This window comes from Pseudomonas sp. LAMO17WK12:I10, assembly GCF_900215185.1.
In the GTDB taxonomy this organism is placed as follows: domain Bacteria; phylum Pseudomonadota; class Gammaproteobacteria; order Pseudomonadales; family Pseudomonadaceae; genus Aquipseudomonas; species Aquipseudomonas chlororaphis.
This window is the reverse complement of sequence record NZ_OBDX01000030.1, coordinates 51809-63872: the sequence shown is the minus strand read 5'-3', so window position 1 is coordinate 63872 and position 12064 is coordinate 51809. Positions and strand designations below refer to the sequence as shown.

The following is a 12064-nucleotide window of genomic DNA, read 5'->3' as shown; positions in this document are numbered from 1 at the left end:
GCCATGCTTGTCCATAACAACAAGAGAATCCCTCATGCTTGCATTACTCGGCCTGGCCATGGTGGTCGTGTTCACCTTCCTGATCATGACCAAACGCTTGTCCCCGATCGTTGCCCTGACCCTGGTGCCGATTGTCTTCGCGGTGATCGGCGGGTTTGCCGGCAGCACCGGAAAAATGATGCTCGACGGCCTGAAAATGGTCGCCCCCTCCGCGGCGCTGCTGCTGTTCGCGATTCTGTTCTTCGGCCTGATGATCGACGCGGGCCTGTTCGACCCGTTGATCCGCAAGATCCTCAAGCGGGTCAACGGCGACCCGGTGAAGATCGCCGTCGGCACCGCGTTGTTGTCGCTGCTGGTGGCCCTGGACGGTGACGGCACCACCACCTACATGATCACCTGCGCGGCGATGCTGCCGCTGTACAAGCGCATCGGCATGAACCCGATGATCCTCGCCACCATCGCCATGCTGTCCCTGAGCATCATGAGCGGCATGACCCCCTGGGGCGGTCCGGCCACCCGGGCCATCGCCGCCCTGGGGCTGGATGCCGGCGAGTACTTCGTGCCGTTGCTGCCGACCATGATCGGCGGTGCGGCCTGGGTGGTGTTCAGCGCTTTCCTGCTGGGCCGCGCCGAGCGCAAGCGCATCGGCAACACCCAGCTGCAGAGCGGTGGCGGCAACTGCTACATCAAGGCCATTGTCGAAGACACGCCCTGCAAGCGACCGAAGCTGGCCTACGTCAACCTGTTGCTGGTGGTGGCGGTGATGGTGGCGCTGGTGATGGGCCTGATGCATTCGGCGATCCTGTTCCTGATCGGCTTCGTGCTGGCGCTGATGATCAACTACCCGCAACTGGAGATGCAGAAAGAGCGGATCCTCGCCCATTCGGGCAATGCCATGACGGTGGTGCTGCTGGTGTTCGCCGCCGGCATCTTTGCCGGGATCTTCTCCGGTACCAAGATGGTCGATGCCCTGGCGCAGACCCTGGTGGACTGGATTCCGCCGTCGTGGGGGCATCTGTTCCCGCTGGTGGTGGCCATCACCAGCATGCCGCTGACCTTCGTGCTGTCCAACGATGCCTACTACTTCGGCGTGGTGCCGATCCTCGCCAATGCCGCGGCGGCCTATGGCATCGATCCGCTGGAGATCGCCCGGGCCTCGATCCTCGGCCAGCCGGTGCACCTGATGAGCCCGCTGGTGGCCTCGACCCTGCTGCTGGTGGGGATGGTCGACCGCGACATCGGCGACTTCCAGAAAGCCACCGTCAAATGGGCGGTCCTGACCTCCCTGGTAATTACCGCCCTGGCCCTGCTGACCGGCGCGCTGACTCTGTTTTCCTGAGCCTGTTCCCCTGAGTCATCCCCCTGAACCATCAGGTGTTCCCTGGCGCGCCGGGTCCAAGGCGCGCGGCACCTGCACCTGGAATAACGGCACCTCGAATAGCTGCACCTTAAAAAAACAACAACTCGAATAACAACAATGAGTAGTCCGATATGAGCCGTTCGATCACCCCTGGGGCGTGGTTTCCTCTGGCCGCCCTGTTGCCGCTGACGACTGTCGGCGCGGCAGGCTTTGGCGACGACAGCACGCTCAAGCTGCAACTGCGCAATGTCTATTTCAACGAGAACTTCCGTGACGAGCATGGCCTGAGCGCCCGGGCGGCACGCACGGCCAAGAGCGAGCGCACGGAGTGGGCCCAGGGCCTGCTGCTGGATTTCCAGTCGGGTTTCACCCCCGGCACCCTCGGCCTGGGTATCGACGGGCTGGCCCTGGTCGGGGTCAAACTCGACTCGGGGCGGGGCCGCAGCGGTACCGGCCTGCTGCCGGTGCATGACGACGGTCGTGCCGCCGACGCGTTCGCCAGTGCCGGTGTCACGGCCAAGGCCAGGCTGGCCGGGACCACGCTCAAGCATGGCACCTTGCTGCCCAGGAACCCGGTGCTGATCTACAACGACGCACGACTGTTGCCGCAGACCTACCAGGGCACGCAGCTCACCAGCAGCGACATCGACAACCTGACGCTCACCGCTGGCCGGCTGGATCGCTTCAAGCTGCGCGATTCCAGCGACAGCGTGCCGATCGTTGCGGACGGTTATGCCGGCGACAAGTCCGGGGACTTCACCTATGCCGGGGGCGACTACAAGCTCGGCAAAAACCTGCGCCTGAGCTACTTCTACGGCGAGCTCGAGCACTTCTACCGGCAGCACTTCGCCGGTCTCCAGCACGACCTGAAGCTGGGCGCCGGCGTGCTGACCAGTGACCTGCGTTACTTCCACAGCAGCGACAGCGGTTCGGCCTACGGCGGCAACATCGACAACGATATGCTCAGCGGCCTGCTGTCCTATGCCGTGGCCGGCCATACCCTGAGTGGCGGCTATCAGGTGCTCAATGGGGATGCCGGCTTGCCTTATATCAGCGGCGCCACGGTGTACTCGTTCAGCAACGTGGGCATTGGCAAGTTCATCGAGGAGGACGAGAAAACCTGGATGCTCGGCTACGGCTACAACTTCGCCGCCCTCGGGGTGCCGGGGCTGGCGTTTTCCACCCGCTACCTGAGCGGCAGCGATGGCCAGTCAAACTCGGCGATCAAGGAATGGGAACGCGATGCCGAACTGGCCTATGTGGTGCAGCAAGGCCGCTTCAAGGGCCTGGGGGTGAAGCTGCGCAACTATGTGTACCGCTCCGACTTCGCCCGGGGGCGCGACAGCAACCGCCTCTATTTCACCTACGAGGTCGCGCTCTGGTAAGGATGCGGTGCCTGCCCAGGCTGGCGCTGGGCAGGAATGGTTGACCGGTACTCAGAGCGTGGCGGCCTGGGGGGCGCTGGCCGATGTCTGGGAAGGCGCGGGCTCGGTGACTGCCGGGGGCAGCAGCGGCGGCATCGGGCAATCCAGCACATCGGCCACGGCGCGCATCAGCTCGGCTTCGGCCACGGTGACCAGGCCGTCGTAGCAGACGCAGCGGGCCATGGCCTGCAGCAGCGTCGGCCGTTCCTCGGGCATCAACTGGCGCAGGCGCACCAGGGCGGCATCCAGGTGTTCGAGGTCGACCTCCGCCGGTTGCGGCTGGGCGAAGGGCAGGCCGCTCCAGGCATGAGCCAGGGCCAGTTGGGCCTGCTGCGCGGTCTTTTGCCCGGCACTGGCCAGGGCGCCGAGCAGGACCGCCAGTTCTTCGCTGCGCTGGAACAGCCCCCATTTGTACTCGGGCGCCGGCAGGCCTTCGACATTGCGTTGCACGATGCGCAGCAGCGTCCACTCCAGCAGCTCGACCTGATCGTCGGCATCGATCAGTTGCCGCAGGTTGTCCATGAACAGCTTGCAGGCTTTCTTGTCCAGCTGCTGCAGGGCCGGTATCGACAGGTCCAGCAGCGGCAGGCGCAGGTTCGGGTCGAGGGCCGCCAGTTGTTTTTGCAGGGCTTGCAGGCAACCGAAGACCTCGGTGGGGCTGTTGGCGTCCAACTGCGCGAGTTGCCGGTGGCGCATCGAGTCGTTGGCGGACAGCAGCAGGCCATAGACCAGCGCCTGGGCGCCGGTGGTGCTGTGGGCGCTGCGCTGGAGCGCCGGGTCGAGGCTGACCAGCGTTGCCTGGGCGGCCAGCAGATGTTGCGCGTTCGGGCTGCCGATGCTGGCAATCGACTGCTTGATCGCATTCAGGTCGAACACCAGGGCGCTGGTCGCTTGCGACTGGCGGCTGAACACCCCGGAGCTGTCCAGGCCGGAGCGGGCGGGTTCGGCCGGCAGTTCGATGGCTTCAATGGTGGGCAAGCGGCCGTCCCAGCCGGGTTCCAGGCGCCGGATCCGCGCCGAGAGGGGCGGATGGGTCGCGGACTGGCCATAGACGGAGAGGGTGGCCCCTTCACTGAAATACAGGTGGCTGTATTCAGCGCTGAAGGCGCTGTCGAGTTTCGAGCTGGCGGCGTAACCGCCGATTTTTTTCAGCGCGCCGACCAGGCCGGCCGGGTTGCGGGTGAACTGCACCGCCGAGGCATCGGCGAGGAACTCGCGCTCGCGGCTGATGGCGCCCTTGATCAGGTTGCCGAAAAAAGTCCCGACCGAGCCCAGCAGGATCAGCGCCAGGCCACTCCACATCGCCAGCCCGCCGACCCGGTTTTGCGCCAGCCGGCCAGCCTGGTTGACCCCGTTGGCCATCGCCTCGCCGGTCAGGCCGATGACCAGGATGCCGTGGACAATCGCCACCAGCCGGGTGTTGAGGCGCATGTCGCCGTTGTAGATGTGGCTGAACTCATGGGCGATCACCGCCTGCAGTTCCTCGCGGTTGAGCACCACGATGGCGCCGCGGGTGACCCCGATCACCGCCTCCTGTGGCGTGAAGCCGGCGGCGAACGCATTGATCCCGGCATCGGGCAGCACGTACACCTGTGGCACCGGCGTGCCCGAGGCCAGGGCCATTTCCTCGACCACATTGAGCAGCCGTTGTTCTTCCAGGCCGTCCGGGTGCAGGTTGATCAGCCGGCCACCCAGGCGCTTGGCGACCACCTTGCCGCCGGCTTTCAGTTCGGAGTGCTTGCCCATGCTGCTGCCGATCACCACCAGGAACACCACCGCGGCGATCATCGCCGTCAGGTGCCAGTCGAAGCTCGGCGACTGCTTCATCTCCTTGAGAAATTGCAGCCAGAGCAGGTTCAGCGCCAGGCTGGTGACGGTCACCAGACACAGCACGGCCAGGATCATCAGCAGCACCAGGGTGCCGGTACGCCGTTTGGCCCGGGCCTGGTGTTCAAAAAAGTTCATCGGACCATCCAGGGTGACAAAGGGTTAGAACGCGACCTTGGGGGCTTCCTGGATCAGGGCGCTGTCGGCGAATTGCAGCAGGCTGGCATCGGCGCCATGGCCGAACAGGCCGGCCAGGATCACCGGCGGGAAACTCTGTTTGTAGCTGTTGTAATCCATCACCGTGTCGTTGAAGGCCTGGCGGGCAAAGGACACTTTGTTTTCGGTGCTGGTCAGCTCTTCGCTCAGCTGTTGCATGTTCTGCGACGCCTTGAGGTCCGGGTAGGCCTCCATGCTCAGGTTCAGCCGGCCCATGGCGCTGGACAGTACGCCTTCGGCCTGGCCCAGTTGCGCCATGTTTTGCGGGTTGCCGGGCTCGGCCGCGATGGCCTTGAGACCCGCCAGCGCGGCATTGCGCGCCGCGGTCACGGCTTCGAGGGTGTCGCGCTCGTGCTTGAGGTAGGCCTTGGCGGTTTCCACCAGGTTGGGGATCAGGTCGTAACGGCGCTTGAGCTGGACTTCGATCTGCGCGAAGGCGTTCTTGAAGCGGTTCCGGCGGGCCACCAGGCCGTTGTAGACGGTGATGACATAGATCACCAGCAGGGCCAGAACGAGCAGAATCACAATAGTTGAAACAGCCATACGGATGTCCTTATCGGCGTGCGGATTTCAGGGGGGCGCCATGGTAACCGAATTCATGGCGGGCGCAGCCATGGGCAGCCGTCGGCCTGCGCTCTTCGGCAGCGCCTCGCACCAGGAGGCGCAATCGGCGCCAGCGCGTTGTGAATGATTGCCGGGCGCTGTGGTCGGACCTTGCATGGCTTGTCGTCGATCCCGGAGTCCGCGGCAGGCGCGCCACCCAACCCTGGCCCGTCAGCCACGCCGCGGGCGTCACCTTGTGAAGGATCATCCCGACCATGCTCGAACCCACCTGGACGGCTCTCAAACACCATAAGCGGGTGCACCAGATTGTCGCCGTGCTGGCGGCCTTCGGTGCCCAGGACGTTTTGCTACGCCTGGGCCTGGGCCGCCTTTTGGGCGAGTCGCCAGCCGCTGGTGAAGCGCAGCCACAAGACTCGACGCCACAGCGGGTGCGCCTGACCCTGGAAAAGCTCGGGCCGACCTTTATCAAGCTCGGGCAGATCCTTGCCAGCCGCAGCGACATCCTGCCGTCGCACTGGATCAGCGAGCTGGAGGCGTTGCACAGCGGCGCCGCGACCCTGCCCTGGAGCGAGCTGGAAAATCAGGTACGCGACGACCTGGGCTGCGAGCTGGACCAGGTGTTCGCCGAGTTCGACAGCGAGCCCCTGGCCGCGGCCTCCATCGCCCAGGTTTATCGCGCGCGCCTGCTCAGTGGCGAGGCGGTGGTGGTCAAGGTCCAGCGCCCCGGCCTGCGGCGCAAGATGAGCGCCGACCTGCAACTGCTGGAAGGCGTGGCGATGCTGGTGGAAGAGAACGCGTCCCTGGCCCATTACCAGCCGCGGCAGATGGTCCGGCAACTGGCCCGGGCGATGCTTGAAGAACTGGACTTCACCCAGGAGGGGCAGCACTGCGACACCGTGGCGGCGAATTTCGCCGAGCATCCGCAGATCGCCATTCCGCGTATCCACTGGCTGCACAGCAGCGAGCGCCTGCTGGTCCAGGAATTTTTGCCCAGTCACACGCCGCTGGAACGCCAGGCCCTGATCGAGCAGGGCCTGGACCCGAGCCTGCTGGCGCAGCGCGGGGCCCAGGCGTTCATCAAGATGCTGCTGGAGGACGGCCTGTTCCACGGCGACCCGCACCCCGGCAACCTGCGGGCCATGGACGACAATCGGGTCGGCTTTATCGACTTCGGCATGGTCGGGCGCCTCGACGAACGCCGGCGCCTGGAGGTCATGAGCTTCATGCGGGCCATGACCGAAGGCAGTACCGAAGCGCTGGTGGCGGTGCTGATCGACTGGAGCGGCGAGCAGGTGCGCGACCTGTCCGCCATCGAACAGGCCGCCCGGGAATTCATGGGCCGACACGGCGGCAAGGCGCTGAACATGAGTGCGATGATCGAGGACTTCCTCGGCCTGATGCGCGAATACCAACTGTTGCTGCCGGCCGACCTGCTGGTGCTGTTCAAGGCGCTGATCACCGCCGATGGCGTGCTCACCCGGCTCGACCCGCAACTGGACCTGATAGCCACCGCGCGTCCGGCCATCAGCAAGATGCTCAAGCAGCAGTTCAGTTGGAAACTCGCCCGCCGCCTGGGCCTCGACGGCCTGGAACTGGGCCGTGGCGTCGCCGTCGAACTGCCGCAACTGACCCGCCTGCTGATCAACCGCCTGAAACACGGCGTGGTCGACCTGCGCCTCGACATGCCGGGCATCGAGCGCCTGGAAAAATCCCTGCGCCTGGCCTCCACCCGCTTGTCCCTGGCCCTGCTGATCAGCGCGCTGCTGATCGCCTTCGGCCCACAGATCGCCGCGGCCGGCCCGGCCTGGCAGGGGTTGTCGGTGGTGGGGTGGCTGGCGGGGGTGGCGACCGTGGGTGGGGTGGTGGCGTTTGTCTGGAGTTTGTTCAAGCGGCCTTGAGGGGGGAGTGGGGGATCAGGGCTTTGCCAGATCCCATTGGCACTCTTTCAACCGATTGACATTGGTGTCGCTGTCTTTCATTTGGGCGTGGCCCTTGTTCACATGTTGCGTATTTTTTCATCCGCTTTAAGGATGAACTCTAGCCCGATACCAACGTCTTTCAGCACCTCGGTAACGCGGTCAATGAAGAGTTCGCCTTGTTCTGGTAGTTCGTACAGACCGTTGATACGAATGATGGGGGCTTTGTCTTTGGATGGTGGATAGCTCTCTAGGATTTCACCGCTTTCGATGAACGCGATGTAAGTGTTGATCTTCTCTTGCAGCAATAATAGGTGTTCACCTTGTTGGGTTTTATCACCCCATTCAAGGTGGTCCGTGATAACCAGAATCACGTTATCGGGTTCCCACTCTGGCACTGCAATAATATCTACGACTTTCGTGTCTACGATGGACATGTCTGTTCCCTCAGAGGGCCGGGTCAGGTCGGATGATTTCGACTCTGGTGGGTGGAATAGTGGTGCCTCCGGGGAAGCCGGGTTTACCTTTGCCTACAACGGTCGCACCGGTTTTCTCAATTTCCGGGAAAGCCTTTTTCTGGTTCTTGGTCAATGGTGCGATTTCAGAAGATTTGCATTCAACACATGAGATTTCGCCATCAGCATTCCTGCCCATCATATCAATACGTGTGCGCACTCCACTGTCGGTTTTCACTGTGACTTCACGGGCACTTTCGGGCTTGGTCTTGCTGTACTCGTCATAAGACATGTCCTCAAAAGCCTTGCCCTGCTTCCTGTTCTTCTCCAACTGAATGTTGAACACGATGTACAGAGGCTGAATCCCGGACCCCGGCGGGAAGACCAGGATGAAGTCTTTGTAATCAGGCGGGTAGAGCGGGTTGACGATGATGCTATCCGCCTGTTCGGTGGGCGGATAAATCCATATCTGGGGAGCTTGTGGTGCAGCTTCTAGCGGGGGAATTCCTGACGTGCTGGATGGGTCAATGGCTGGTGTCCAGGTCAGGGTGATCCCGTCTCCGAAATCGGCCACCTGCTGAGAGCCCTGAGTCTCGAACCGGGCAACAGGGATCATTTCCCAGTCGCTGCGCTTCTCAGTGTTGTATCCGTAGCCTTTCAGCGTGCCGTCAGCTTGCTGTTCTATGTGCAACCGGACACGTGTGCGGCCTTCCTTGAGCGCTTTGAGCTGTTCGGTTGTGTACAGGCTGCTGTCGCCCAAGCTCGATGGCCAGAGCAACGCGGCTATGCCCGCCAATCCACCTGCAATAACGCCCGTGGTAAAAAACGTGGTACCCGCACTCGCGCCTGTTGCCGCAGTACCCGTGCTGATTCCAGCACCGGCCCCAGTGCCAACCCCTGTAGCAGCACCAGCAGTAGCAGCCACTCCACCTAATAGAAGTGTTCCAAGTGCAGCAGGTAACGCGTGACCACTGATTTGCTGGAGAGGGATTTTCCCCGTTGCATCCGCTTCGCGTCCGCCCAGCAAAACGAGCTGCCCGTATTCGCTGATGGCATTGGTGGGAATGGCGGAGCTGGCGTAGTTGATGACCCCATCAGGGAGCTTGCAGGGCTTGGTAAAGGTGCACCCAGCTGTCTGGGGTTTGGCTTCTGCCTTCGGTGGCAGGTCCGGGTATTGCGCCCAGCGTTGGGCGCCCAGATCGACGGGCTCTACCCCCTTGTTGCGATAGCCCTTCGGGGCGTTCGGTACGTAGCCACTCATCCGTGTTTGCGTCCACATTGTCCATAAAGAAGCCCCCGTCAGAGGGGGAGCGAAGAGCATTTGCAGTTGGCTTAGGGACGCTATTGGATTCGGCTATGGAGGGTCTGTAGGGACAATCTGAAAATTTTGGCTGGGCCAGGAGGCATCAGTAATGTGCCCTGCCTCAGCCCCATCCAGGAGCATGCCTTACAGGTCGCGAGGGCGAAAATTTGTTACTTTCCGCACCCTCGGTGGCCACTGCCGGCCGCCGTCAATAGAGAGTGAGTGGATGAGCGATTCGTTGCAGGTGATCGATATCGAAGTGGGCGAGGGCAAGGCGGTGGTCAAGGGCGCCTTGATTACCACCCAGTACCGCGGTTTCCTGGAAGACGGCACGCCCTTCGATTCGTCCTGGGAGCGCGGCAAGCCTTTCCAGTGCGTGATCGGCACCGGACGGGTAATTAAAGGCTGGGACCAGGGCCTGATGGGCATGCAGGTCGGCGGCAAGCGCAAGCTCTTGGTGCCGGCGCACCTGGGTTATGGCGAGCGGTCGATGGGCAAGATCCCGCCGAATGCCAACCTGGTGTTCGAAATCGAGTTGCTGGAAGTCCTGACCCGCGACGATTGATTTCGCCCATCGCCCAGGTCAGGAGATCTGCCTGATCTGGGCGTGACCTTCCTCGGTAAATCCCTCTTTGAAATCGTGTCTCCGTGCTTCGCCTGGCAGGGCTGGGCCGTGGGTGATCGATAGGCAGTGGCGGACGACCGGTGTCATCAAGCCCTTGCGTAGGCCCATGGCATCGGCCAGGATAAACGCCATATAGGTATAGGGGGTATAGGTATGTCGCACACGCACGCACAGAAAGACGATCTGCTCAAACGGGTCCGGCGCATCCAGGGCCAGATGCAGGCCGTGGAGCGGGCCCTGGAGTCCGGCGCGGAGTGCGCCAAGACCCTGCACCTGGTGGCGGCCACCCGTGGCGCGATCAACGGGCTGATGGGGGAAATCATCGAGGCCCATGCCCTGGAGCATGTGGCCCATCCTGAACTCAGCGATGCCGAACGGGCCAAGGGCGTGAACGAACTGCTCGAAGCCATTCGTCGTTATTCCTGACTGGAGGCCACACCATGCGCCCGACCTTGCCAGCGGCAGGCTTGACCCACGACCACCACTTCCTCGGTGCCGCCCACGATGAAAACGCCCGGCGCACATTGTGGGTGGTGGCGCTGACCTTCGTCATGATGATTGGCGAAATCGCCGCCGGTTATCTCACCGGTTCCATGGCCTTGCTCGCCGATGGTTTCCACATGGCGACCCACGCCGGGGCCCTGGGCATCGCGGCGGCGGCCTACGGTTTTGCCCGGCGCAATGCCGACAACGCGCGTTTCAGCTTCGGCACCGGCAAGGTCGGCGACCTGGCGGGGTTCGCTTCGGCGCTGATCCTCGGCCTGGTGGCCATCGGCATTGCCGGCGAGTCGTTGCTGCGGCTGTTGCAGCCGACCCAGGTGGCCTTCACCGAGGCGACTGTGATCGCCGTGGCCGGGCTGCTGGTGAACATCGTCAGTGCCTTGCTGCTTTCCGGCGGCCACGCCCATCACGGCCACGTTGATCAGCAGGCTCATGAGCATCCGCACGAGCATTCACACGGGCACGGCCATCACCACGACAACAACCTGCGCTCGGCCTACGTCCATGTGCTGGCCGATGCCCTGACTTCGGTCCTGGCCATCGCCGCATTGCTGGCGGGGCGTTACCTGGGGTGGGTCTGGCTCGACCCGGTGATGGGCATCGTTGGCGCGGTGGTGATCGCCCGTTGGGCGTATAGCCTGATGAAGTCCAGCGCGGCGGTACTGCTCGACACCACGGACGAACAACTGGCCGGCGAGATTCGCCAGTCGGTGGAAGCCGCCGGCGATGCGCGCATCACCGACCTGCATGTGTGGCAGGTCGGCCCGCAGGCGCGGGCGGCGATTGTCAGTGTGGTGGCGGCCGCCGGCGTCAGCGCCGAGACCATCCGCCAGCGCCTGGCGCCGGTCCACGAACTGTCGCACCTCACCCTCGAGCACCGCAGTCTGTAACGCTGGCCCCTGTCCGGGCCGCAGGCGGGCAGGGGTAATGCCGGCGCAGAAAATCCAACAGCCGCAGATTGACCTCTGCGGCCTGTTCGCTTTGGATCCAGTGCCCGCAATCCGCCAGCCGATGCTGTTCCAGGCGCGGCACCTTGCCGGGCATGCGCTCCAGCGTGCGGGCTTCCAGCTGGCCCACCGGGTCGCGGTCGCCGATCATGAACAGGGTGGGTTGGCTCACCTGGCATTCGCCCAGGTGTTCGGTCCGTTGCCAGTTGCGCTCGAAGTTGCGGTACCAGTTCAAGGCGCCGCGAAAACCTCGCCCTGCAAAGGTGCGCCGGTACACCGCAAAATCCTCCGGCGTGCACCAGGCGGGCGGTGCGTGGCGCGCAGGCATGCCCTCGAACAGCAGGGCCGACGGGCTTTTTTCATCCAGCAGGCGTTCGCAGTCGTGCATGAAATGCAGCAGGCTGCGGTCGATGTCGGCGTCCAGTTCCCGCTCGGCGACGCCGGGTTCCTGGAAGTACAGGATGTAGTTGAAACGCTCGGCGAACAGCTCGCGCATGATCTCCACGGCCGGGCGTTTCGGGCGGCCGGCGAACGGCACCGACAGGGTCACCAGGGCCTTGACCCGTTGCGGCTCCAGCAGCGCCAGATGCCAGGCCACCACGGCGCCCCAGTCGTGACCGACGATGCAGGCCTGCTCCTGGCCCAGGGCATCCATCGCTTGTTGAATATCGGCGCACAGGGTCAACACGTCATAGGCCGCCACCTCCTCGGGGGCGCTGCTGTCGCCGTAGCCGCGCATCTGCGGGAGCAGCACCCGGTAGCCGGCGGCCGTCAGAGGCGCGACCTGCCGGCGCCACGAATACCAGCACTCGGGAAACCCATGCAGCAGCCACACCGGCGGGCCGTCCAGCGGGCCGGCGGCATGCAGGTGCAATTCGATGCCATTGAGCTTCAGGGCGTGTTGGGTGATCTGGCTCATGATCCTG

Annotated in this window: 11 protein-coding genes; 6 read left to right on the top strand and 5 right to left on the bottom strand. The window is 63.7% G+C overall.

Annotated elements, in window-relative coordinates:
* The first annotated feature begins 34 nt into the window (after positions 1 to 34).
* On the top strand, positions 35 to 1339 hold the full coding sequence (locus CRO75_RS26240) for a citrate:proton symporter (RefSeq protein WP_053260658.1): 1305 nt from the start codon (positions 35 to 37) through the stop codon (positions 1337 to 1339).
* Between the two features lie 152 nt (positions 1340 to 1491).
* Positions 1492 to 2745, top strand: a complete 1254-nt coding sequence (locus CRO75_RS26235) for an OprD family porin (protein ID WP_097139204.1) — start codon at positions 1492 to 1494, stop codon at positions 2743 to 2745.
* A gap of 51 nt (positions 2746 to 2796) precedes the next feature.
* Here the strand turns inward: CRO75_RS26235 and CRO75_RS26230 are convergent, their stop codons facing one another.
* Both CRO75_RS26230 and CRO75_RS26225 read right to left on the bottom strand, forming a co-directional pair.
* On the bottom strand, positions 2797 to 4749 hold the full coding sequence (locus tag CRO75_RS26230) for a M48 family metallopeptidase (RefSeq protein ID WP_097139202.1): 1953 nt from the start codon (positions 4747 to 4749) through the stop codon (positions 2797 to 2799).
* 24 nt (positions 4750 to 4773) lie between these two features.
* Positions 4774 to 5370 carry a LemA family protein gene (locus CRO75_RS26225; protein WP_097139200.1) on the bottom strand — a complete coding sequence of 199 codons (597 nt, stop codon included), beginning with the start codon at positions 5368 to 5370 and terminating at the stop codon, positions 4774 to 4776.
* Between the two features lie 275 nt (positions 5371 to 5645).
* Here CRO75_RS26225 and CRO75_RS26220 point away from each other — a divergent pair, with 275 nt between their 5' ends.
* A complete protein-coding gene (locus CRO75_RS26220; RefSeq protein WP_097139198.1) occupies positions 5646 to 7289 on the top strand; it encodes an AarF/UbiB family protein in 1644 nt (547 codons plus the stop codon).
* A gap of 98 nt (positions 7290 to 7387) precedes the next feature.
* Here the strand turns inward: CRO75_RS26220 and CRO75_RS26215 are convergent, their stop codons facing one another.
* Together CRO75_RS26215 and CRO75_RS26210 are read right to left on the bottom strand one after the other, a co-directional pair.
* Positions 7388 to 7744 carry a DUF6572 domain-containing protein gene (locus tag CRO75_RS26215; protein ID WP_009043303.1) on the bottom strand — a complete coding sequence of 119 codons (357 nt, stop codon included), beginning with the start codon at positions 7742 to 7744 and terminating at the stop codon, positions 7388 to 7390.
* A gap of 10 nt (positions 7745 to 7754) precedes the next feature.
* A complete protein-coding gene (locus CRO75_RS26210) occupies positions 7755 to 9023 on the bottom strand; it encodes an S-type pyocin domain-containing protein (protein WP_177409788.1) in 1269 nt (422 codons plus the stop codon).
* 268 nt (positions 9024 to 9291) lie between these two features.
* Between CRO75_RS26210 and CRO75_RS26205 the strand changes: the two genes are divergently transcribed.
* The 3 genes from CRO75_RS26205 to dmeF all read left to right on the top strand — a co-directional run bounded on the left by CRO75_RS26205 (position 9292) and on the right by dmeF (position 11081).
* The gene (locus CRO75_RS26205) at positions 9292 to 9630 is read left to right on the top strand and encodes an FKBP-type peptidyl-prolyl cis-trans isomerase (protein ID WP_062825438.1); all 339 of its coding nucleotides are present in this window, start codon (positions 9292 to 9294) and stop codon (positions 9628 to 9630) included.
* 213 nt (positions 9631 to 9843) lie between these two features.
* Positions 9844 to 10116: a metal/formaldehyde-sensitive transcriptional repressor gene (locus CRO75_RS26200; RefSeq protein ID WP_053260665.1), complete on the top strand. Its 273-nt coding sequence runs from the start codon at positions 9844 to 9846 to the stop codon at positions 10114 to 10116.
* A gap of 14 nt (positions 10117 to 10130) precedes the next feature.
* Positions 10131 to 11081 carry a CDF family Co(II)/Ni(II) efflux transporter DmeF gene (dmeF, locus tag CRO75_RS26195; RefSeq protein WP_097139195.1) on the top strand — a complete coding sequence of 317 codons (951 nt, stop codon included), beginning with the start codon at positions 10131 to 10133 and terminating at the stop codon, positions 11079 to 11081.
* Here dmeF and CRO75_RS26190 read toward each other — a convergent pair.
* Positions 11056 to 12057, bottom strand: a complete 1002-nt coding sequence (locus CRO75_RS26190) for an alpha/beta hydrolase (RefSeq protein ID WP_097139192.1) — start codon at positions 12055 to 12057, stop codon at positions 11056 to 11058. The two genes, dmeF and CRO75_RS26190, sit on opposite strands and share 26 nt — an antisense overlap.
* Positions 12058 to 12064: the final 7 nt, after the last annotated feature.

Excerpts from the sequence above, each read along its gene's own strand:
- CRO75_RS26210 (WP_177409788.1), bottom strand. The coding sequence starts at position 9,023 with ATGAGTGGCTACGTACCGAACGCCCCGAAGGGCTATCGCAACAAGGGG.
- CRO75_RS26230 (WP_097139202.1), bottom strand. The coding sequence starts at position 4,749 with ATGAACTTTTTTGAACACCAGGCCCGGGCCAAACGGCGTACCGGCACC.
- CRO75_RS26235 (WP_097139204.1), top strand. The coding sequence starts at position 1,492 with ATGAGCCGTTCGATCACCCCTGGGGCGTGGTTTCCTCTGGCCGCCCTG.
- CRO75_RS26190 (WP_097139192.1), bottom strand. The coding sequence starts at position 12,057 with ATGAGCCAGATCACCCAACACGCCCTGAAGCTCAATGGCATCGAATTG.
- CRO75_RS26220 (WP_097139198.1), top strand. The coding sequence starts at position 5,646 with ATGCTCGAACCCACCTGGACGGCTCTCAAACACCATAAGCGGGTGCAC.
- CRO75_RS26240 (WP_053260658.1), top strand. The coding sequence starts at position 35 with ATGCTTGCATTACTCGGCCTGGCCATGGTGGTCGTGTTCACCTTCCTG.
- CRO75_RS26225 (WP_097139200.1), bottom strand. The coding sequence starts at position 5,370 with ATGGCTGTTTCAACTATTGTGATTCTGCTCGTTCTGGCCCTGCTGGTG.
- dmeF (WP_097139195.1), top strand. The coding sequence starts at position 10,131 with ATGCGCCCGACCTTGCCAGCGGCAGGCTTGACCCACGACCACCACTTC.
- CRO75_RS26205 (WP_062825438.1), top strand. The coding sequence starts at position 9,292 with ATGAGCGATTCGTTGCAGGTGATCGATATCGAAGTGGGCGAGGGCAAG.
- CRO75_RS26215 (WP_009043303.1), bottom strand. The coding sequence starts at position 7,744 with ATGTCCATCGTAGACACGAAAGTCGTAGATATTATTGCAGTGCCAGAG.
- CRO75_RS26200 (WP_053260665.1), top strand. The coding sequence starts at position 9,844 with ATGTCGCACACGCACGCACAGAAAGACGATCTGCTCAAACGGGTCCGG.